Origin of the sequence: Paraflavitalea pollutisoli (assembly GCF_029360705.1) — a bacterium.
Taxonomy (GTDB): domain Bacteria; phylum Bacteroidota; class Bacteroidia; order Chitinophagales; family Chitinophagaceae; genus Paraflavitalea; species Paraflavitalea pollutisoli.
This window is the reverse complement of the sequence record NZ_JARKMX010000008.1, coordinates 764,805-784,904: the sequence shown is the minus strand read 5'-3', so window position 1 is coordinate 784,904 and position 20,100 is coordinate 764,805. Positions and strand designations below refer to the sequence as shown.

Annotated in this window: 19 protein-coding genes; 11 read left to right on the top strand and 8 right to left on the bottom strand. The window is 51.8% G+C overall.

Going from position 1 to position 20,100, the window contains the following annotated elements:
* Positions 1–17 precede the first annotated feature (17 nt).
* Complete coding sequence (locus P2W70_RS17255; protein WP_276482745.1) at positions 18–383, top strand: T9SS type B sorting domain-containing protein; 366 nt, start codon at positions 18–20, stop codon at positions 381–383.
* Here the strand turns inward: P2W70_RS17255 and P2W70_RS17250 are convergent, their stop codons facing one another.
* On the bottom strand, positions 384–1,769 hold the full coding sequence (locus P2W70_RS17250) for a S41 family peptidase (protein WP_276482744.1): 1,386 nt from the start codon (positions 1,767–1,769) through the stop codon (positions 384–386). It abuts the gene before it with no gap.
* A 223-nt stretch (positions 1,770–1,992) separates the two neighbouring features.
* The gene (locus tag P2W70_RS17245) at positions 1,993–3,546 is read right to left on the bottom strand and encodes a sulfatase family protein (protein WP_276482743.1); all 1,554 of its coding nucleotides are present in this window, start codon (positions 3,544–3,546) and stop codon (positions 1,993–1,995) included.
* A gap of 120 nt (positions 3,547–3,666) precedes the next feature.
* Here P2W70_RS17245 and P2W70_RS17240 point away from each other — a divergent pair, with 120 nt between their 5' ends.
* The 3 genes from P2W70_RS17240 to P2W70_RS17230 are packed head-to-tail and all read left to right on the top strand — an operon-like array spanning position 3,667 to position 6,283.
* Entirely contained in the window at positions 3,667–4,671 is a 1,005-nt protein-coding gene (locus P2W70_RS17240) for a hypothetical protein (RefSeq protein ID WP_276482742.1), read from the top strand.
* 57 nt (positions 4,672–4,728) lie between these two features.
* The gene (locus tag P2W70_RS17235; RefSeq protein ID WP_276482741.1) at positions 4,729–5,256 is read left to right on the top strand and encodes a hypothetical protein; all 528 of its coding nucleotides are present in this window, start codon (positions 4,729–4,731) and stop codon (positions 5,254–5,256) included.
* Positions 5,257–5,266: 10 nt separating this feature from the next.
* Positions 5,267–6,283 carry a hypothetical protein gene (locus tag P2W70_RS17230; RefSeq protein ID WP_276482740.1) on the top strand — a complete coding sequence of 339 codons (1,017 nt, stop codon included), beginning with the start codon at positions 5,267–5,269 and terminating at the stop codon, positions 6,281–6,283.
* 13 nt (positions 6,284–6,296) lie between these two features.
* Here the strand turns inward: P2W70_RS17230 and P2W70_RS17225 are convergent, their stop codons facing one another.
* On the bottom strand, positions 6,297–7,310 hold the full coding sequence (locus P2W70_RS17225) for a LacI family DNA-binding transcriptional regulator (RefSeq protein WP_276482739.1): 1,014 nt from the start codon (positions 7,308–7,310) through the stop codon (positions 6,297–6,299).
* Positions 7,311–7,456: 146 nt separating this feature from the next.
* Here P2W70_RS17225 and P2W70_RS17220 point away from each other — a divergent pair, with 146 nt between their 5' ends.
* Complete coding sequence (locus P2W70_RS17220; RefSeq protein WP_276482738.1) at positions 7,457–8,344, top strand: inositol oxygenase family protein; 888 nt, start codon at positions 7,457–7,459, stop codon at positions 8,342–8,344.
* 167 nt (positions 8,345–8,511) lie between these two features.
* Positions 8,512–10,143 (top strand): sodium/sugar symporter, encoded by a 1,632-nt coding sequence (locus P2W70_RS17215; protein WP_276482737.1) that lies wholly within the window; start codon positions 8,512–8,514, stop codon positions 10,141–10,143.
* A 210-nt stretch (positions 10,144–10,353) separates the two neighbouring features.
* Here P2W70_RS17215 and P2W70_RS17210 read toward each other — a convergent pair whose 3' ends face one another.
* Positions 10,354–11,082 (bottom strand): siderophore-interacting protein, encoded by a 729-nt coding sequence (locus tag P2W70_RS17210; protein ID WP_276482736.1) that lies wholly within the window; start codon positions 11,080–11,082, stop codon positions 10,354–10,356.
* Positions 11,083–11,187: 105 nt separating this feature from the next.
* Between P2W70_RS17210 and P2W70_RS17205 the strand changes: the two genes are divergently transcribed.
* On the top strand, positions 11,188–12,177 hold the full coding sequence (locus P2W70_RS17205) for a helix-turn-helix transcriptional regulator (protein ID WP_276482735.1): 990 nt from the start codon (positions 11,188–11,190) through the stop codon (positions 12,175–12,177).
* 66 nt (positions 12,178–12,243) lie between these two features.
* Here the strand turns inward: P2W70_RS17205 and P2W70_RS17200 are convergent, their stop codons facing one another.
* Positions 12,244–12,735, bottom strand: coding sequence for a hypothetical protein (locus P2W70_RS17200; RefSeq protein WP_276482734.1), 492 nt, complete (start codon positions 12,733–12,735; stop codon positions 12,244–12,246).
* A 355-nt stretch (positions 12,736–13,090) separates the two neighbouring features.
* Here P2W70_RS17200 and P2W70_RS17195 point away from each other — a divergent pair, with 355 nt between their 5' ends.
* Positions 13,091–13,777 carry a hypothetical protein gene (locus tag P2W70_RS17195; protein WP_276482733.1) on the top strand — a complete coding sequence of 229 codons (687 nt, stop codon included), beginning with the start codon at positions 13,091–13,093 and terminating at the stop codon, positions 13,775–13,777.
* 96 nt (positions 13,778–13,873) lie between these two features.
* Here the strand turns inward: P2W70_RS17195 and P2W70_RS17190 are convergent, their stop codons facing one another.
* Positions 13,874–14,173, bottom strand: a complete 300-nt coding sequence (locus P2W70_RS17190; RefSeq protein ID WP_276482732.1) for a hypothetical protein — start codon at positions 14,171–14,173, stop codon at positions 13,874–13,876.
* 397 nt (positions 14,174–14,570) lie between these two features.
* On the opposite strand from P2W70_RS17190, the gene P2W70_RS17185 reads away from it, so the two are divergent.
* The 3 genes from P2W70_RS17185 to P2W70_RS17175 all read left to right on the top strand — a co-directional run bounded on the left by P2W70_RS17185 (position 14,571) and on the right by P2W70_RS17175 (position 18,748).
* Entirely contained in the window at positions 14,571–16,586 is a 2,016-nt protein-coding gene (locus P2W70_RS17185) for a T9SS type B sorting domain-containing protein (RefSeq protein ID WP_276482731.1), read from the top strand.
* A gap of 186 nt (positions 16,587–16,772) precedes the next feature.
* Complete coding sequence (locus tag P2W70_RS17180; RefSeq protein WP_276482730.1) at positions 16,773–18,116, top strand: alpha-L-fucosidase; 1,344 nt, start codon at positions 16,773–16,775, stop codon at positions 18,114–18,116.
* Between the two features lie 269 nt (positions 18,117–18,385).
* Positions 18,386–18,748, top strand: coding sequence for a hypothetical protein (locus P2W70_RS17175; protein WP_276482729.1), 363 nt, complete (start codon positions 18,386–18,388; stop codon positions 18,746–18,748).
* Between the two features lie 26 nt (positions 18,749–18,774).
* Here the strand turns inward: P2W70_RS17175 and P2W70_RS17170 are convergent, their stop codons facing one another.
* Both P2W70_RS17170 and P2W70_RS17165 read right to left on the bottom strand, forming a co-directional pair.
* On the bottom strand, positions 18,775–19,575 hold the full coding sequence (locus tag P2W70_RS17170) for a class I SAM-dependent methyltransferase (RefSeq protein WP_276482728.1): 801 nt from the start codon (positions 19,573–19,575) through the stop codon (positions 18,775–18,777).
* Positions 19,576–19,592: 17 nt separating this feature from the next.
* Positions 19,593–20,060 (bottom strand): acyl-CoA thioesterase, encoded by a 468-nt coding sequence (locus tag P2W70_RS17165; protein WP_276482727.1) that lies wholly within the window; start codon positions 20,058–20,060, stop codon positions 19,593–19,595.
* Between the last annotated feature and the right edge of the window lie 40 nt (positions 20,061–20,100).

The following is a 20,100-nucleotide window of genomic DNA, read 5'->3' as shown; positions in this document are numbered from 1 at the left end:
GTACAGATCCAGCATCCATGTCCACCAAAACCACGCGTATAGCCGAATATTGTTGCGCCCTGCTGATGATAACCATCCCCCAGCTGTTATGGGCGCAGGCAGATACTACAGCACGCATCGAGGTGCCCAGCGCCTTCAGTCCCAACGGCGATCAGCAAAACGATCTGTTGCACGCCATTCCCCACAACATCAAACGGTTTCGGTACCTGGTGGTCTACAACCGCTATGGTGAGCAGGTGTTCTATACCAACAACCCGGCCGTGGGTTGGAATGGCCTGTACCGGCAGGCGGAGCAACGCGGCACCTTTGTGTGGATGGCTTCTGGCATCGATATTCGTGACCGGCTGGTACAGCGGCGTGGCACAGTGATCATACTGCGTTAGCTATCGGTCGCTGAGCCGCGCCCGGTAGATCACTTCTTTCATGTCCTGCATATCGACGGAGGAGAGCTGGATATCCGGCACCAGTACATTGTCTTTATCTGATTGTTTGCCAGCGGGCCGGATCCATTCTTTCACACCAAAGCGCAGTTCCAGTTTAGTATGCGGCAGTTTGGTGTTGTACATTTCTCCAAAATGGTTGGGATGGCCTTCTACGGGTGTTTGTCCGATCAGGGGCGCGAGCTGATTGTCTTTGATGATCGTGGCAAACAGGATGGCGCTGGAGAACGTGTGCTCGCCGATGACCACCACCACTTTTCCCGTAAAGGGATAAAGTACTTCCTGTGGTGTTACCTGTCGGGGCGCGGAGATGATCGTTTTACCGATCGCGGTATTGGCGTAGAACTCGTTTTTGATGCCCCAGGATTCATAGAGTTGCTGGTATTCTTTGCTGCGCTTCCAGGTATTCTGATAGCCTTTGTAAGGTTTGTTGGTAATATGCGCGATGAGGTAATCGCCAACGGCAGAATTCCCGCCTTCGTTGTGGCTGACGTCGATGACCAGGCTCTTGATGCTGTTGTCGCGTATGATCCGGAAAATGCTGTCAATCTGTTGCTGGATGCGCTCGAGGGTGAATTGGCCGCTGGGCTTCACGTCGAACGAGCAGGCGTCGATCACCCCGGTTTGGCCAACCTGCCGGTAACTGATGCGTTGCGGGCAGTGGGTGCTGGCGGCCTGATTGGCGGTGTACCCATTCCAGGTGGTCAGGTCAATGGACTTCACCCGCAAATTGATCCGCTGCGTCGAAACGGTATGGTCTGTGCGGGTAGATTGATCGATCCAGCCGAAATAATAGCCGAACTGACGGGCAGCTTTTACAGGACGTTGAGCGGGTGTGCCGCTTACCAGTTCAGCAGCTTGGCGTATCCAGGCGCCAGGCGACACATTGTCGATGCTCCGTACAATATCTCCTTGTTGCAAGCCTGTATTGCCAAATGCCTGGTCGATGACATAGTCGTCACCCACCTTCCCGAGGGTAAAAGGCAGGTACAGGGAGGCAGATTGAAGCTGACGTGGCAGCTGATCCTGTTTAAAACCGATATGGGCATGCTCATCACCGAGGTGCGCAATGACAGGCTTCACGAGGCGCAGGAATTCCGCGGTGGTTATAGACTTGTTGAGTTGACGGTTGATGGTGGCGAACAGTTGATCGTATTCGCTTGCGCTGTATTCCGAATACGGGTTGGCATGTACATCGCGCAATTGTTGTTGCAGATAGGCGAGGTCTTCACGCAGGTGTACCGGGGAATAGAGGCTGTCGGCATTGGGTGATTGCGCTGGCAATACATAAGTGGCCAGCAGACATAGGGTCAGCAGTATTGTTTTCATGGTGGCTATTATAAACACAATATCGTCGTCGGGGAGATAATGTTGCAAACCGCTCAACAAATTGCAGGAATTGTCATGCGTGGGAGATGATTGACCTCCCGGTGGATTGGCCTGCGTTGAACGGTTGATCACATGAACATGGTATTCCGTCGATGGCCGGTCCTAATGCGGCCCGCTATATCCCTGCTGGTGATATCGAAGACGACCCGACTGCTGCCTGTTGCTATTGCGGCCGGCTATACCCTTGCTTACGGTATCGCTCCAGCAAGGCCGTCAGCTCCTGCACGATTTCCGGGTGACTGCTGTACAGGTTGTGTTGTTCCTGTGGGTCTTTGGATAGATCGTACAAAGTGCCGGGTGCTTCACCCGCCTGGGGTTGTTGTGTTTTGGGTACGGTAAAGCCGCCCGAGCCTAGTTGTGGCGTCAGTTTCCAGGGGCCTTTGCGGATGGAGAAAAAGCCATCGAGCGAATGATGAATGGTGGCTTCGCGGATTACCTGCGTGGTACCGGGTTGAAGGAATGCCTCGAGCATATTGTAGCTGTCTTCGCCGGCAGCGGCCGGCAAGGGCTGTTGAAGGATGCCGCCCACAGTCGCCAGCAAGTCCGTCGTACACATCGTTTGGTGGCTGGTGCTGCCGGCCGGGATCTTGCCGGGCCAGCGGGCAATGAACGGAATGCGGTGACCGGCTTCGTAGACATCGGCTTTACGGCCACGGTAGATGTAGTTGGCCTGGTGCCGGTTGGCGGTGATGTCTTCCGGCTTCCAGTCGGACCCATTGTCGGAGGTGATGATGATGAGCGTATTGCTGGCCTGTCCGTTTGCTTCTACCGCTTGCACGATGCGGTCAATCTGTTCGTCTACCTCCGCTACAAAGCGGCCATAGCGGCCGGCCTTGGTGTTGGGGTCGAAGCTGCCACGGGGTAGCCAGGGGGTATGGGGCGCAGGAAGTGGCAGGTACAGGAAGAAAGGAGTTTTGTCGGATGCTTTGGCGCGCTCGTTGATATAGGCGACCGACTTGTCGATGACCTGTGGCAGTACACCGTCGAAATCAAATCCGGGCGACATATTACCTGCCCGCCAAAATACACCGCGTTCTTTTGATTTGCCAGGTGTGTACACGGTCGGGACGTCGAGGGTTTTGTTGTTTTCGAGGTAGCAATAGGGGTTCATATCTAGCGAGGCCGGTATGATGTAAGAATAACTGAAGCCATGGTTGTTGGGGCCATCAGTGACTGCTACACTATAATCGACATTGTCGTTGAGATCGGGTTGAGCGCTGTCGGTCTTCGTATTGTTGTTGATGGGTTGTTGCGGGTCTTTGCGCTGCCAGCCTAGACCGAGGTGCCATTTGCCGATGCAGGCGGTATGGTAGCCGTTGGCTTGCAGGAAGGAAGCGACGGTGGTACGGTTGGGTTCGATGAGGGCGGGGGAGTAGCCATTCAATACGCCTTTCTTCAATGAAGAGCGAAAGGCATAGCGGCCGGTGAGGATGCCGTAACGGGTGGGCGTACACACAGCGGAATTGGAATGCGCGTCGGTAAACACCACCCCCTCCTTCGCCAGTTTGTCCATGGCCGGTGTTTGGATCTTCGATTGTTTGTTGAGGTAGGAGAGATCGCCATAGCCCATATCGTCGGCCAGGATATAAATGATGTTGGGGCGGGCGGGGGATTGGGTGGAGGCGGAGGGGCTGCCCAGCAGCGAGGCGCCAAGTGCGAGGCTGCAGGTCAATTTGCGGCCGTTTATATGGTTCAATCGTAGTAAGTGTACCATCATACAGCAAGCTACCGTTTCAGACAGGGCAAAAGTTCAGCTATCCGGGCAAAAAACTCATTCTAATCAGCATGGACGTAATAAAAGGGGTAGCTTTACGACCTATATCCGCAAGCCCTGCCGATGACCCCCAATACGATCAAGCTCCAAACACTCTTTACCCCTTTTCTGGCTCAACTCAGAAATTTATTGGTTGCCTATACGCTATTGCATTGGTTGCTGGTGATCAGGTTGCAATGGTTACCCTTAGGAGGGCATTTGATGACAGAGGTATTGCCTACGCTGCTCAGTATCGTGCTGGTAATTGTGTATTTTCTCAGGCCGATGGAAATCCTGACAGCAAGCATTAACAAGGGACAGTCTTATTTCGGATTTCTGCTGATCACTTTCGCGTCGCTGGCCGGGCCAGTCATCGTGGTTCAATATTTCATCATTCATGCGACGGGTAACCTGAAAGTGTTGGATACCCCGGATGAGTTGTCGAAATTTCCCGCAGCACTTTATATAAAGTTCAACAGATACCAGATCGATAAGAAAAATATCCGGTATAAGATCTTCGATGAGCGAGTGGGTAAAAATTTAAGCCTGCTGAACTATACCATGCGCGTGGCCGTACCTTATTACGGGCCGGGTGCATTACCCGTTGCTGATAGTGCCGAAAGGAGGGGGACGGGCATGCTGACTTTGCAAGGGCAGACGGGGGCAATCAGCGGTAGCGGCGTTACAGTGCCTCCGGCCTGGGTCTGCTACCAATATGATACGACCATTTCCAATAATGAAGATGTCGCCAACAAAGAAGCTGCACGGCAGGCTTTTATCAAAGCTGGCTTTCAACGCTTCTGGCAAAAGGAATGTAATAGTTTCACCTACCTGCGACGCCCCTTGGAAAGCAAGCCAATGGACCAATACAACCGCACTATTGAACCTGCTACAAACACTTTTGCGAATGAACACCTGATCCTGGAAGCTGTTTTTGAACCATACGGGCATCGGTATACCAGGTCTCTGTTCTGGAGTATCGCCAGTATTGCAGGCGCGTGCATCGTGATGTTCATCATGGTGCTTGCCTCCGACTTCAACCAGCTGGGATGGGAGGCGTTGAAACAGCACAGATCGTTGAAAAACTAGTCACAGGCATGCCATAACATATAGAGGTTGTATATCTTTATTGGAGCGCTAAACCCAATGCCCGCTTCCAACGCCAAATACAAAGTCATTTATGGTCGCTTCCTGCTCGTGCTGGCAGCTTTTCTCGTGGGTTACACCTTTTTGCATTGGTGGTGGGTAAGGATGCATAGGGCTTGGCTTGGCTTGCCCATAACGCACTGGTTGTTGCCCACGCTGATCGCAATCGTGCTGTATGCCGTTTGTCTGTACAAAAGATTTCATTTGCTGAAAATGGAAACGAAGCTCAAGGCCGGTCAATACCATAAGCGAAAGGCCGAGCGCATGTACGACAATGCTGATTTCTCCATTGTTGTGATTCCCTTGCTTGCAGGTCCCGTCATTGCAGCACAATACCTGCTTATTGACGTATTGCAGTCTGAGTTGCCCGAAACCTATCCAATGACCTTACACATCACCTGGATCTGCACGGTAGCCTGCTGTCTGATCATCTTGTTAGTCATTGCTTATTCCAGTGACAATCGTGATGCCTGGCAACAATTTGAAGCCGACAAAGCCAACCGTAAACGTAACCCCCTAACAAAGTAGTAAGTACCCAATGCCCCCAAAACGAAAAAGAAAACATCTTAAAAGAGACCGGGCTGTTGAACAAATAACCCTGGCGGTATTAAAGCCTGCCAGTTTCCAGGAAAAATTGTATAACATTTTCCTTCCCTATGTGATCATTACCGTCGCCTTTCTCGCTGTATACTCCTGCCTGCATTGGTTATTGGTGCTACAATGGAACCTGTTTGACCCGCACGTATTTTTTTCCCATTGGCTGTTTCCAATTGTGCTGTCGATACCAATATACAAACAACTGCTATACAAGCGCGTTGGCTTGCTGTTACTCAGCAAGCAGTCACAGGCTTTGGGGGTGCTGTTTGCCTGGTTACTGCTGGCTGCAAACGCGATCACCTGCCAATACTTCGTAGCCGACCTGGCAGGTTCCGTGGCGGAGTTGACAACACCTTTTGAAGTACCCGATCATCCATCTGCAAAATATTATCTAATCCGCGAGCACCGCGTCAATAAAGAACAGATCAGAACGGGCGACTTCGTGACGAAAAAGGGAGGCAAAAGGCGGCGGGCCTACACTGTATTTACGTTCGTCATTTGTGCGCCGCTGGAAACGGCGCAGCAAAAAAGTATAGCAGGTGGTGATATATGGATTCGTAAACTGTACGACACGACCTTCGGGCAGCAACAGCCTGCCAACGGACAGGCCTTCGCCGAAAAGCAATTTAAGGAAGCCTGCCTGCAATCCTTTCATGCCGAAAACCAGGATGAATTTGTTTACCTGCGGAGACCAGACAAGGGAGAAGATTGGGAAAAGCCCTACGAGGCTACCGGATTCTCTCCCGAAAGCCCCGCTGAACTACCATTGATACTGGACCCCGTTAACGCGCCCTTTAACACCCGTTACGAGCGATCGGCGGTGATCCTTTGCATCCTCTCGCTCCCGTCATTACTGGCGCTGTTCATGTTGTTCACCAGAGGAGAGATCGATCCCGCCGCCTGGCAACAATTTAAAGCAGACAAAGCCAACCGTAAACGCAGCAGACTGAATAACTAATCAGCCCCGCTGATCACTTACCCGTCGACTCCCGTACGATCAGCGTCGAAGGCACGACCAGCGTCTCCGCTTTCAGCGGCAGGTGACTTTTGCGCAGACTGGTAAACAAGGTCTCGGCCGCCATCTTACCCATATTGAACGCAGGCTGTGTAATGGTCGTCAGCGAAGGGTTGAGGATTGCCGCCGTATTCTGGTTCGAGAAACTGATCACCTTCAACTGGTCCGGTATCGACACCTTCTCCTGCTTGCAAGCCAGGTATACCGCCGCTGTCAGTTTCTCCACCGATGCAATAATGGCATCGGGCCGGTCGGGTCGCTGCAACAGCCGTGCAATGATCTGCACGTTCTCCGCCTCGTCATCAGTACACATCACCACATTGTCGGCACCAAACGGCAAGCGTTGCGCCGACAAAGCCTGCCGGCATCCTGCCAGCCGGTTGCGACTGATGGGCAAGCTTTCCGATATAGACAGAAAAGCAATATTCCGGCATCCTGCATCGATCAGGTGCTGTGCCGCCAACTGACCACTCTCGCGGTCATTGGTAGTAATGCGTGTGGTAGGCGTCTCTTCGCAAACCCGGTCGAAGAATACGACCGGCACCCCTCTTTGCATCATATCGGTAATATGGCAGTCGGTGGTCGTTTCATTGCTGATGGAGATGAGAACCCCATCCACCCGGCCACTCTGGAACTCGGACAGGATCGCCCGCTCGCGGTCCAGCAATTCATGGGTGAGGTAGATCAATACATGGTAACCCTTGTCGCGGGCTACCGATTCAATCCCGTTGATGGCCACGGAGAAAAAGCTGTCGGCCACATCGGGCAATACCACCGCAATGGTTTTACTTTTCCTTTTGCGCAGACTGCTGGCATAAGGATTGGGCACATAGTTGAGTTGTTTGGCGAGGGCCAGCACTTTCTGTTTCGTCTGTTCACTGATCTCGTGGCTATCGGTGAACACTTTCGATACGGTCGAGAGGGAGAGCTGCAGTTCCTTCGCCAGCATTTTCATGCTGATATTCGGCATACGTCGTTGAGTATGATCCAAATGTAGCCTATTTCCCGCAACCGGTTTCGTAAATAAATATGGTAATTCTCCATCATATACAATGAATTCGTTGCAAATTGAGGATAGCTATCCCGCCTTATTGTATAGATTAAAAACAACGCCGTATGACTCCAGTGAACAAACTGTCTCAAGCCGAGATCAATCCTTTGAAAAGCCTCGATGAATGGGAAGATGCCGTATTGGAGCGCTATCCCGATCCCGAGTCGATTGCCACCAGCAAAAAGACTGATGAGTACCGCAACTACGATACGCCGGTACGCGATACCGTCCGGGAATTTTACCGGCTCAACCATACCTACCAGACCTATGCCTTCGTGCAGGAAAAAAGGGCCGATTACCTCAAGTTCGATAAGAAAGAAATGCCCGTCTGGGATGCCTTCCAGTTCCTCAACCAACTGGTAGATGACAGCGATCCCGATACCGACCTCGACCAGTTTCAGCACCTGCTGCAAACCTCCGAAGCCATTCGCCGCGATGGTCATCCCGACTGGATGGTGATGGTCGGCCTCATGCACGATATGGGTAAAGTACTCTGCCTCTTTGGCGAGCCCCAATGGGCCGTAGTAGGAGATACCTTCCCCGTAGGATGCGCTTACTCGGATAAGATCGTGTACCCCGAATATTTCTCCAACAACCCCGACTATACCGACGAACGGTACAATACCAAACTCGGTGTATACAGCCAGGGCTGCGGACTGCGCAACGTAGATATGTCGTGGGGCCACGATGAGTACGTGTACCAGATGATGAAAGATTACCTGCCCGAAGAAGGGTTGTACATGCTGCGCTATCACTCTTTCTATGCCTGGCACCGGGAAGGTGAGTACGAACACCTGCTCGATGACCACGACCGCGACATGCTGAAATGGGTGAAATTATTCAACCCCTATGACCTGTATTCCAAGAACCCAACGCCGCCCAACTGGAACGAGCTACGCCCGTACTACCAGGAGCTGGCCAATAAATATTTACCCGATAGACTAAGGTTTTAATCATTAGACCGCCGTGCAGCAGGCTTTAATAGTGTGCCTGTTGCACGGGTCTATTTCCGGGCATCTACATTACCAAAGGTCACATCAGATCAGAACGAAACCGAATGATCGTGTGTCGCTATAAGTTCATTAACTTGTAGTGCCGCGATCAGCGGTAATACTGCTATATGAACCAACTACGAACTGCTGACTACATTGTCTTCCTGGTTTACTTTGTCGTGGTATCACTCTACGGACTGTATATCTACACCAAAAAGAAGAAGACGTCTACTGACTCCAAAGACTTTTTCCTGGCCGAAGGATCGCTCACCTGGTGGGCCATCGGCGCCAGCCTCATCGCTTCCAATATTTCCGCCGAGCATTTCATCGGTATGTCAGGATCCGGCTTTGCCCTCGGACTCGCCATCTCCACCTACGAATGGATGGCCGCCGCCACCCTCATCATCGTGGCCATCTTCTTCATTCCACTCTACCTAAAGAACAGGATCTATACCATGCCCCAGTTCCTGGCGCAGCGGTACAACGATAAAGTGAGCACCATCATGGCCGTATTCTGGCTGCTGGTGTATGTGTTCGTCAACCTCACCTCCATCATTTACCTCGGCGCCATCGCCATCAACGCCATTACCGGCATTCCCTTTGCCTGGTGTATCGCCGGCCTCAGCATATGCTCGGTCGTCGTGACCCTGGGCGGCATGAAGGTGATCGGTTATACCGATGTGATACAGGTATTGGTGCTCATCGCCGGAGGCCTCATCACCACGTACCTGGCCCTGACCCTGCTCTCGGAAAAGTTTGGCTACGGCACCAATGTATTGAAAGGGCTCTCACTGTTGCGCGAGCAGGCCGGTTCGCATTTTCACATGATCTTTAAAGAGGATCATCCTTATTATAAAGACCTGCCCGGCATGTCGGTATTGATCGGGGGAATGTGGATCAACAACCTGGCTTACTGGGGTTGTAACCAATACATTACGCAACGAGCCCTGGGGGCTGATCTGAAGACCGCTCGTAGCGGTATCCTTTTCGCCGCCTTCCTGAAACTATTGATCCCGGTGATCGCCGTATTACCCGGCATTGCCATGTATGTGATGCACCAACAGGGTATGTTCCAGGCCGAGATGACCGACGCTGCCGGTAAGATCAAACCCGACCATGCCTATCCAACCCTGATGAATCTGTTGCCATCGGGCTTGAAGGGACTGGCTTTTGCTGCCCTGACAGCCGCCGTGGTGGCTTCATTGGCCGGGAAGACCAATAGCATCGCGACCATCTTTTCGCTCGATATTTATAAGAAGTACTTTAAGAAAGAGGCCAGTGAAAAGCAGATCGTGCGGACTGGCCGTTGGGCAGTGATCATTTCTATGCTGATTGCTGCGGTAGTAGCACCGGCCTTGCGCACGCTCGACCAGGCCTATCAATTCATCCAGGAGTATGTAGGCTTTATCTCACCGGGTGTACTGGCGATCTTTTTGCTGGGTCTGTTCTGGAAGAAAACGACGGCTTCGGCTGCCCTTGCGGGTACGCTGCTCACGATACCCGTTTCCACTGTACTCAAATTTCTCCCCGACTGGACCGGTGGCGCCTTCCCCGACTATCCCTTCCTCGACCGTATGACGATCACCTTTGTATTGATTGTCGCCGTGATGATCGCCATGAGCCTATGGCGTCCGCAGGCCATCAGCAGTAAGCAGGAAGTAACGATCGATCGTTCGGACTTCCGCGTATCACCGGGTTTCCTCATTGGCTCCGTCATCATCTGCGGTATCCTCGCGGCCTTGTATACCGTATTCTGGTAAAAGATAAGTCAAACGCGTAATTATTTCCGAACTATCCCGACACATAGCTGTATAAACAAAAACGCTACCGCTTTAGGGCGGTAGCGCGAAAAGTTCTTTTCATGGCTATAGCGCGGTGAGCGCTGGTACGATAGCGGTAAACACTACCTGGAGGGAAACATTGCGACAATACGAGATGAAACGGTGTCGCCTGCAGTACGTGATTGGCCCTTATAGGCCGCATTTGCCATCGGCCCAATAAGCATCCATCCTGATCTGACTGGCATGAACGCCTTTACCGAGCAGGTATTTCTTGAAGCGACTGATGGAGATCGCTCTGCCGGCCAGGTAGAAGGTAGCGCCCTTCCAATTCGCCCAGCAATCGGGGTGCATCTCATCCATCCAGTCGATGGCGCTGACAGCAGGGGCTTCCAACGTAGTGTCTACATTGTCGATCATGATCTTCAGGTTGTTGAGGGCTGTGCCGTGTGGCGGATGCAGCTCCAGTACACCGAAGTACTCATGACTGCAGGCGAGGGCCGTGGTCTTGTACCAGTTGAAGAGGCCGATCGTTGTTTCATCACCAAAGAAGAAATGATGCCTGGTCTTCTCGTCGTATTTGAGTTTGCCTTGTCCGGCGCGGAACTTCACGGTCTGCCCTGCCTGCAGGCTCGAAGCCCAGTGGCTACCGGGTCCTTTGCCATGCAGGTAGAATAAGACAGAGCAGGTGTTCTGCTGCTTATTGAATGACGACAGGGTATAGTGACGGAAACTGGTGTCATCGACCCGAAACTGCACGATCTTGCCAGGCAGGAAGTGCTCTTCATCGAAGTCACCCTGAAAGGTAATCAGTCGAAGCTCGTCCGAGACCATCGTGGTATCTGTAACCACTGCGTGCCGCAACCAGGGATTGGCCACGGTCATCATGGTGTCGGCGAGCCATTTGGGAATTTGAGGCATTGATTAATGGTTTTGTCAAATGGAATTTTAACTTTACAAAAATATCATTGCCGTGTATAGCCATCTTTATACGAAACGGATAATGATTTACACTAAACGGATTTTATGCAAGTCAGCGTTAGTGATGGAAAGGGCACCGACTTCATCCTGCACGACACCTTCTATGAGGAAAACCTGGGCAGTCTGCTCGTAGCCGAGAAGCGCGAGATCTTCAGTTTTCCCTTTGGCGACGCCGAGCTGGTACGTATCGCGTTTGCCGGCATCTACATCGTATACGGTGATATGCAACTCTACGAATCCCGTCGTTTACATTTCCGGATGGATGATCACCATGACCTGGTAGAGATGCATTTTACCTTGTCGGGCAAGGGCATCATGATCGACGACCTGAGTGGCGGCAAGTATACGTTCAAACAAAACGAGCACAACCTGCACTATACGCCCAGCTTCAATGGGGTGGGTGAGTATGAGCAACAGGATCGTTACAAATTCTTTGAAGTACATTTCAATACGCAGTTCTTCATCGGACTGGCGCAGTCGGGCAGTCCGGGCCTGCGGCGTTTTGCCGATATCATTGCCCGTGGCCGGGCTTCGCAATTTAGTATGCAGAACCTGCCCATCTCTTTTGCCATGCACCAATGCATCCGGGATGTGATGGACTGCAGTTGTGAAGGCGGACTGAAGCTCCTGTACCTGCAATCGAAATGCATCGAGCTGCTGACCTTGCAGGCGCAGATGTATGAGAATGCAGAAAAGCAGCAAAGGATCATTACCAATTCGTCTGATAAAGAAAGTATCTGGCATGCCCGCGACTACCTGTTGCAGCATTCGCTGAATCCGCCCTCGCTGACGGAACTTGCCCGTATAGCCGGTATCAATGAGTTTAAGTTGAAACAGGGTTTCAAGCAGGTGTTCAACAATACGGTGTATGGGTACCTGAGCGATCACAAGCTGGTGCAGGCCCGGGAGCAATTACTGGGGGGCGGTATTGCCATCAAGGAGATTGCAGATGCGCTGGGTTATTCCTCCGTACAGCATTTCTCGACCGCCTTTCGAAAGAAGTTTGGCGTGACGCCAGGAAGCCTGCGGCGGTAAAAAAGGCATCAAGGCATCAAGGCACAAAGGCAACGAGGGAAAGCGGTGATAGCGAGCATCCTCCACTTATAGATCACTCCATTCAGGCAGTGGCTCGGGCGGCCAGTTGCCGAAGATGTAATAGGCGTCATCAATCAGCGCGTAGCGCTTCACTCCGTAGAACTGCAAAAAGTGCATGATGCCCATCATATCACCATAGTTTGAAGTAATACAAAATACCACTTTCAATACTGCACTACTGTCGTGCGTGAAAGTCATCCTTTCTATTTCTCTCCTGATAAAATCTACTTTGGCAGGCTTGGTCCCCCAATTATGGTATTCGTCCAGTTGTACAGTTGTAATATGTTTATGCTTCAGTGCTTCCAATATATAGTATTTGGAAAAGGCGATGCCTGTTTCACTGGGCGTGTTGTCGTCTTTGGGAAGAAACATCCGTATAGGTCGCGGCTGATGCCGGTGTACAAAGTCATAACTATCCTTGCAATAGGTCCAAATGAAAGCGGTGAGCCCTATCAGGCTGATCAATCCGGGATAATAAGGTTTCAGGGGGCGCGGCATGCCTATATGATGCGCCGGCGCCAGGATTTCACACGTACCGGCAATGTATGCCAGGTGTATGCCGAAAGGCCAGTTACTGCGGGAAAGGTCGCACTACATAGTACTAAAGGTCGCACTCCACTTGCCTATACAGTGCTACATTGCTAGTTGGCCAATGTTACCAGTAGTGCTATAACAAGCAGATTCTGAGCGGGATACATGCGTTTTGTCATCTATCCCCTTCAATTTCCAGTGCGACCTTGGCCATTCTAAAGTCCGAAAATATTGTATAGCATTGATAATCAATATCCAATTTATATTTTATAAAAAAAGTCTCAACGATTTCCCTTTCCGTATATACAGAAATCGCTTTACGATGGCCAGGGGCAAGAAAAAATCAATCACCAAGGACAAAAAGAAAGAAAATAAAAAATACGCTTCCCGCTCGGAACGTAGTGAAGAAAACAGGGCGGAATTTGGCAGGGGCGCGCGTGCAAACAGACTGCTGCGGCAGGCATTTCCGGTATTCATCAACCATACGGCGGATCGCTATGTATCAGCTCGGCTAACGCGTCGGATGGGGCGTATTGTGAAGACTGATGCGCTACATAAAAGGGGCGACAGAGATATAACTGTAGAGCCGCTTCGCTTGCTCGAAGGCTACAATTTCAACCAAGCCAAACCTGTAAAAGATGTACTGTATGCGCCTTTTGATGTTCAGATCAATCGATCGGAAGGAATTGTGATCGTGGACTTCCCATTTTTTAATCCACATACGATGACAGTTGGTACTAAAAATAGCTACGATTTCATCCTGATGTTTGGTATCACCAGTATAGATTTTAAGAACGAGGAAATCTTATTTCAAGAAAGTTACAGCAATTTTTTTAGTTCAAATGATCGGCATACCAGACCGCTGCAGTTGACGCTTAAAATGCCCGCCGGATTTCAGTCACCAGTAATTGTGCTACTAGGGGTCGAAATTATTGGTGAAGTCCCTGATACAGAAACTTTACGCCAAAAAGAGCTCAGCGCCCTCTCTATCGTGCGCGTTTTCACCTGATCGCATCAGCTACCGCGCCATCATTGGGCTACGGGATCGTATGGCAGCCTGGCCCCGGCAATGTACCAACACCTGATCTCCCTGCAGCCAGCCCCATCATCGTACCACGATCGAGTGAAGAAAATGATGGTCGCCGCAACACACCGCCACTTTGTAGATGCCGCCGGTGACGTATTGGGGCAAGGGTATGGCATGCGTCGAGAAATGCTCTTTATGTGCGAGCACACTGCGGAACAACAAAGCGCCGCTGAGCGTGTAAAAATAGATCGCGAAAACCGTCCTGTCGATATTGTACAGCTGCAGCCAAAACCGACGCTCTGTGACCAGGGTCGGGTAGAGGGTAATGCGTTGCGTAGCGGATAAGAAACGCGCTGCTGGCAGTAAAGGTTCTTTCATAGGTACCATTTTCCAGGATTGGTTGGATTCGATCGGAGAGCAGGATGTCGCCGATCTGACGGAGCTAAAAGTACAGCCTTTCGACAGCGGGTGCAATAGTAGAGTTATGTGCCGCGGTGGTAAAATTACCGTATCGCAACTTTTCGCATCACCCTGAACCCCGGGGATCAGCAGGCCAGCCACACGGACATTACGCCACTTCAGCTGCTCCGGCAGCCTATCCGGGTGTTTCATCGGCCGGAACGGGGCCTCCATCTTTTATTAACCATCCATTAATTGATTATCCGGTACCTTAGCCCGAAGCGGCCAGGCAATCGCCTCGCCGGAGTTCGTGCTACTTATGGGGAAAATGGATACTATTTGCAACGAAATCTACGGGAGCGCGGTCAATAGGCCTATGCAACGCTGTGTAGCCGTACTGGTACTGATCCTGCTGCTTTCCACCATCTCCCGGGCCCAACCCTGTAGCAATCTTGGGCAAACGCCGGAAACTGCCTTCCCGGTATGCGGCACCAGCACCTTCACCCAAACGAATGTACCCATCTGCGGCTCCGCTGCTGTTACCGTGCCCGGCTGCACCTCCGATGCCGGCTACTCCGATAAAAATCCTTACTGGTACCGGATCGATTGCTTTGAATCGGGCACGCTCGACTTCGTGATCACCCCCAATGACCTCGGCGACGACTATGACTGGATGTTGTACGATATCACCGGACAAAATCCACGGGAGGTGTTCTATAACAGGAACCTGGTGGTCACCGGCAACTGGGCAGGTACCTATGGCCTCACTGGTGCATCTCCCGGGGGCTCCTCCACCATTCAGTGCGCCTCTATACCCTCCGAAAACAGGCCCACCTTCGCCAGATCGCCCAGTCTTATCAAAGGACATACTTACCTGTTGCTGGTAAGCCATTATACGGATTCGCAAAGCGGCTATAAACTCTCTTTCAGCGGTGGCACGGCCGTTATTACCGACAACAAGTTGCCTGCTTTGGAAAATGCCCTCGCTGCCTGTCAGGGTTCTATCATCCGCGTAAAGCTCAACAAGAAGATGAAATGCAATAGCCTGGCCGCCAATGGCAGCGATTTCCTGTTGAAGCCTTCCGCGGGCAATGTTGTCAAAGCAGTAGGCGTGGGCTGTACCACCGGCTTCGATATGGACAGTGTGATCCTGACGGTAGATAGAATGATCGCCCCCGGCAATTATAACCTGGTCATGACCAAAGGATCAGACGGTAACAGCCTGCTCGACAACTGCGACCGTCAGATCGATTCCGGCGCTGCCTTGCCCGTCACCGTGTACCCGGTTTTCCCCACACCCATGGATAGTGTGACGTCGCTTGGTTGTGCTCCCGATGTGATCCACCTGGTCTTTAATAACAATATCCGTTGCAGTTCCATCGCCCCCGATGGCAGCGATTTCATCATCAACGGGCTGCCTGTTTCCATTGTCGGTGCTGTGGGAACATGTGTGGATGGCCTCACCTCCGTCATTCATTTGCGCTTTGCTGCGCCCTTGCAAAAGGCTGGTAGATGGACTGTTCAGTTGAAAAGGGGTACCGATGGCAATACCATCATCGATGAATGTGGCATGGAAACGCCGATAGGAGAATCTGTCTACTTTGTCAGTTATGACACGGTGAACGCCGACTTCTCCCATGCTATACGCTGGGGTTGCGTGAAAGATACAGTGGATTTCTTTCATCCGGGCGGCAATGATGTGAAGATCTGGATATGGCGTTTCGGCGGCACGTCTATCAGTCAGGAACAGAACCCCACCTTCATCTTTCCAAGCTTTGGCGATAAACCCGTTACCCTGCAGGTCAGCAATGGCGTGTGTGCCGATACCGTCACCAAAGTAGTGGTCCTGGACAATGCCATGGATGCAAGATTTGGGGCACCGGATATCTTGTGCCCCGACGATCCGGCGAAGTTTATCGACAGCAGTATGGGCAAAATCATCAACTGGCACTGGACGTTTGGTAATGGCACGATCAGTACGCAACAGTTGCCTGATATGCAACGCTACGCCCGGCCCGCACCACGTTCGGTCAATTATACCATCCGGCTGATCGTGGAGAACGATAAAAATTGCTTTGATACGGCTTATCGTAAAATGGAAGTGGTTCCGTCGTGCTACATTACCGTGCCCAATGCTTTTACGCCCAATGGCGATGGCAACAATGATGAACTGTATCCACTCAACGCCTTCAAAGCGACCGATCTGCAATTTCGCGTGTACAACCGCTTTGGCCAACTGGTCTTCGAAACGAAGAACTGGAGAGTGCGGTGGGATGGTAAGATCAACGGGCAACTGCAGGCTTCGGGGGCCTATGTATGGGTACTCACCTTCACCCATATCGATACCAAAGAAAAGATTACCCAGAAAGGCACGACCATGCTGATACGGTAAGTGGGCTGGTGGTCGGTAGGCGGCTGGTCAATGCGATCATCTGTCAAGGCATCGATACGGGTAGTTACTCCCTCTAAACAGCTTTGCTAGTACTCACGCAAACCATTGCGCAATCGGGCCAGGGAGCGGGCTTTGAGTTGGGGTAAATAGTACATTTGGCTTTTGTTACACTACAAAGATCCCTGCATGTCATCAACTGTTCTACGATCAGCCCTGTTCTGCCTCCTGTTGTCTGCTGCCTGTCAACCGGCCGCTGCTCAAGTCAATATTCCTGCCGATTCTATCCGCGCCAAAATGCAATGGTTTGCCGATGCGAAATTGGGCATCTTCATTCATTGGGGTATCTATGCAGTAAAGGGGATAGACGAAAGTTGGAGTTTCCACAACAAGAAGATCTCCCACAAGGATTACATGCAACAGCTGGACGGCTTTACCGCCAGCCAATACGATCCCGCCACCTGGGCAGCCCTGATCAAAGAAAGTGGCGCCCGCTATGCGGTCATGACCACCAAACACCACGATGGGGTGGCGCTGTGGCCGACGAAGCAATCACATTACAGTGTACCCAGGAACACGCCTGCCAAACGGGATGTGCTGACGCCTTTTTACAAGGCGTTGGACAAAGCGGGCATCAAACGTGGCGCTTATTTCTCGCTGATCGACTGGAGTCATCCCGACTATCCGGGTTTCCTGAAAGACAGTAGCCGTTACCAGGTGGCGGATGATCCGCAACGCTGGTCGAGATTCCAGTCATTCATGATGGCACAGATCGATGAGTTGAACCAGGCATACCATCCGGCGCTCTGGTGGTTTGACGGTGACTGGGAGCACAGCGCCACTGAATGGAATGCAGCCGGCGTACGCAGTAGCATTCTGGCCCAAACGCCCGGTGCCATCATCAACAGTCGTTTGCAGGGATATGGTGACTATGAAACACCCGAACAGAATTTCCCGGTAACCCGTCCGAAATATAACTGGTGGGAGCTCTGCATGACCACTAACAATAACTGGGGTTATCAACCGCAGGATATGGCCTGGAAATCACCTTATGAAGTGATCACGATCTTTGCCGATGTGATCAGCAATGGAGGCAACCTGTTGTTGGATATCGGCCCCAAAGCAGATGGCACCATTCCTCAGCAGCAGGTGCACATCCTGCAGGAGCTGGGCCAATGGAACAAAAAACATGCCGCCGCCATCTTTGGTACCCTGGGCGGACTGCCGCAAGGGCATTTCTATGGCCCTTCCACGCTTTCCAAAGACAGCACGCGCTTATTCCTGTTTGTACCTGGCAAGACCAGTGGCGACCTCGTGATCAAGGGCCTGAAAAACAAGATCAGGTCGATCAGTGTGGTGGGGAGCGGTCATCCGCTGCCACACCGGGTCGTGGGTAAGATCTCCTGGAGCCCGGTGCCGGGCCTGGTTTATTTTTCGGTACCGCCTGCCGTGCAGGATAAATATATGACCGTACTGGTGGTTGACCTGGAGGGGCCGTTACAGTTGTATAATGGGCATGGCGGGCTGCAATAGTGGGTGAATCGTGGCTTTGGGGAGCCCCAGTCTGCACACTTATCGTTCAAATCTGCGCACTTACAGGTTAAAACTGCACGCTTACTGGTTTGTTGTTGTAGGAATAGGTAATTGGCGCTTACTTCGCGCTGGAACTTTGCAGTTAGTAACTTAAACCTGCCGGGTCTTCGCGCATGAAGTATGTATGCATAGCCTTTATGGTAATATTATTGTCCGGCACTGCCAGTTGTAGCAGCATTTCTTCCCATTCGCCGCAAACGGGCCTGATAATGGCCCTCCAGTCTAACGGTAAGAGCCTTTACTTTCACCGGGTGGTGTGGGGTGATGCTGTGCAAGCCTATTTTCTAACGAATAAGTCGGCGGTTTGCGAGGGGCTGCGCAAGAATGAGGACATTTACTATCCTGTATCGGGCAAGGTCAATATTTATTATAAGGCTGGCAACGATACGTTGTTTGTCTATACCAGACAGATCCCGCACAACTATGTAGACCTGGGTCTTACGGTCGTTCACCAGGAAGTGTCGGAAGACCTTGATTCCACCTACGAAAGACGCTATCGACTGGGAGAACTGCAGAAAGTCAGGATCGACTCGTTGAATTTGGTGCGTTGTGACCTCAAAGTGGCCTTTTGAGCCAGTGATGTAGGTGTTATGCTGCGTTAGGGTCTGGCATGGCCTGGCTTCCTGCACCGCACATGAAGAAAATAAGCCAGTACCTGGGCGTCCTGCAGTTCGGGATAGCGCGCCAGCACTTCGTCGGAAGGGTATGGTTCGTTGAGCTTCTCCAGGATGAATCCAGCCTCATTGATCATCTGCACCCATTGCGAGAGTGTCCAATTGTAGACCGGTATTTTGAACTTCGGGTAACGGGCTCTTTCTTGGGGTGGGGTATTGGTAAAGATCCATTCATCGATGCGGCCGGGCGTGAAGTGGAAATAACCACCCAGCTCGATGGCATAAGTAATGCCGTCGGCATTGCGCAGGTTGCGGCGATGCGGTGTGGCATAACAGGGATGTGTAATGTTGAACTGCAGAAATCCACCGGGCCGCAATACGCGAAACGCTTCTTTCAGTGCAGTGGCCGGATCGGGCATATCCATCAAGCACATAAAGGAAGTCGCAAAGTCGAAGGACTGATCGGCAAAGGGCAGTTTTGTGGCACTCGCTACCTGGAATTGGATGCCCAGTGAGCGCGCCTCTTCTTCTGTTACTGCCTGCGCGATGAATTGCTCCGCAATATCTATGGCCTGCAGGCTGGCGCCACGCTTTGCAACGAGGCGCGTATTGCCGCCTTCTCCGCAACCGATATCTATACCGGCTAATCCCTGCACATCGGGCAGCATCTCCATAAAGGCGGGGGTATTGAATCCATCCCTGTAAATATCATAGCCGGCGCGGGCGAGCTTCGTCCAGGTCTCGGCATTGTCGTTCCAGTATTGCGCTACCTGTTGTTCGTTCATGGCTGTTGTTGATTGCTTTAAAACTGACCCAGCGTGGCTTCGTTGATCTCTTTGCGCAACTCTGACAGTTTGAGTGCGTAGGCCTGTAGTTTCTTTTCTTCGTCGGTTTCCGGCGTCCAGACGGGTACCGGTACTGTTTTTCCGTTGTCATCGACCGCCGCGAATACGATCACACAATGGGTGGTCTTGGTTTCTACTTTGGTGCGGGGGTTGATGGCTTTGATATCGACCGCAATATGCATGCTGGTGCGGCCTGTATAGATGATCCTGGCGCGCACTTCTACTATATCGCCGATGTGGATGGGGTTGAGAAAGCGGATGCCGCCTACATACACCGTTACACAATACTCGCTGCTCCAGTTGACCGCGCAGGTATAGGCTGCCTGGTCGATCCATTTCATCACGGCGCCACCATGCACTTTACCGCCAAAGTTCACATCGCCGGGTTCACTTAAAAACTTAAAGGTTACGATCGGATCTGTCATACAAACACATTTGCGGCGTAAGGTAAACAAAAGGGGCCAC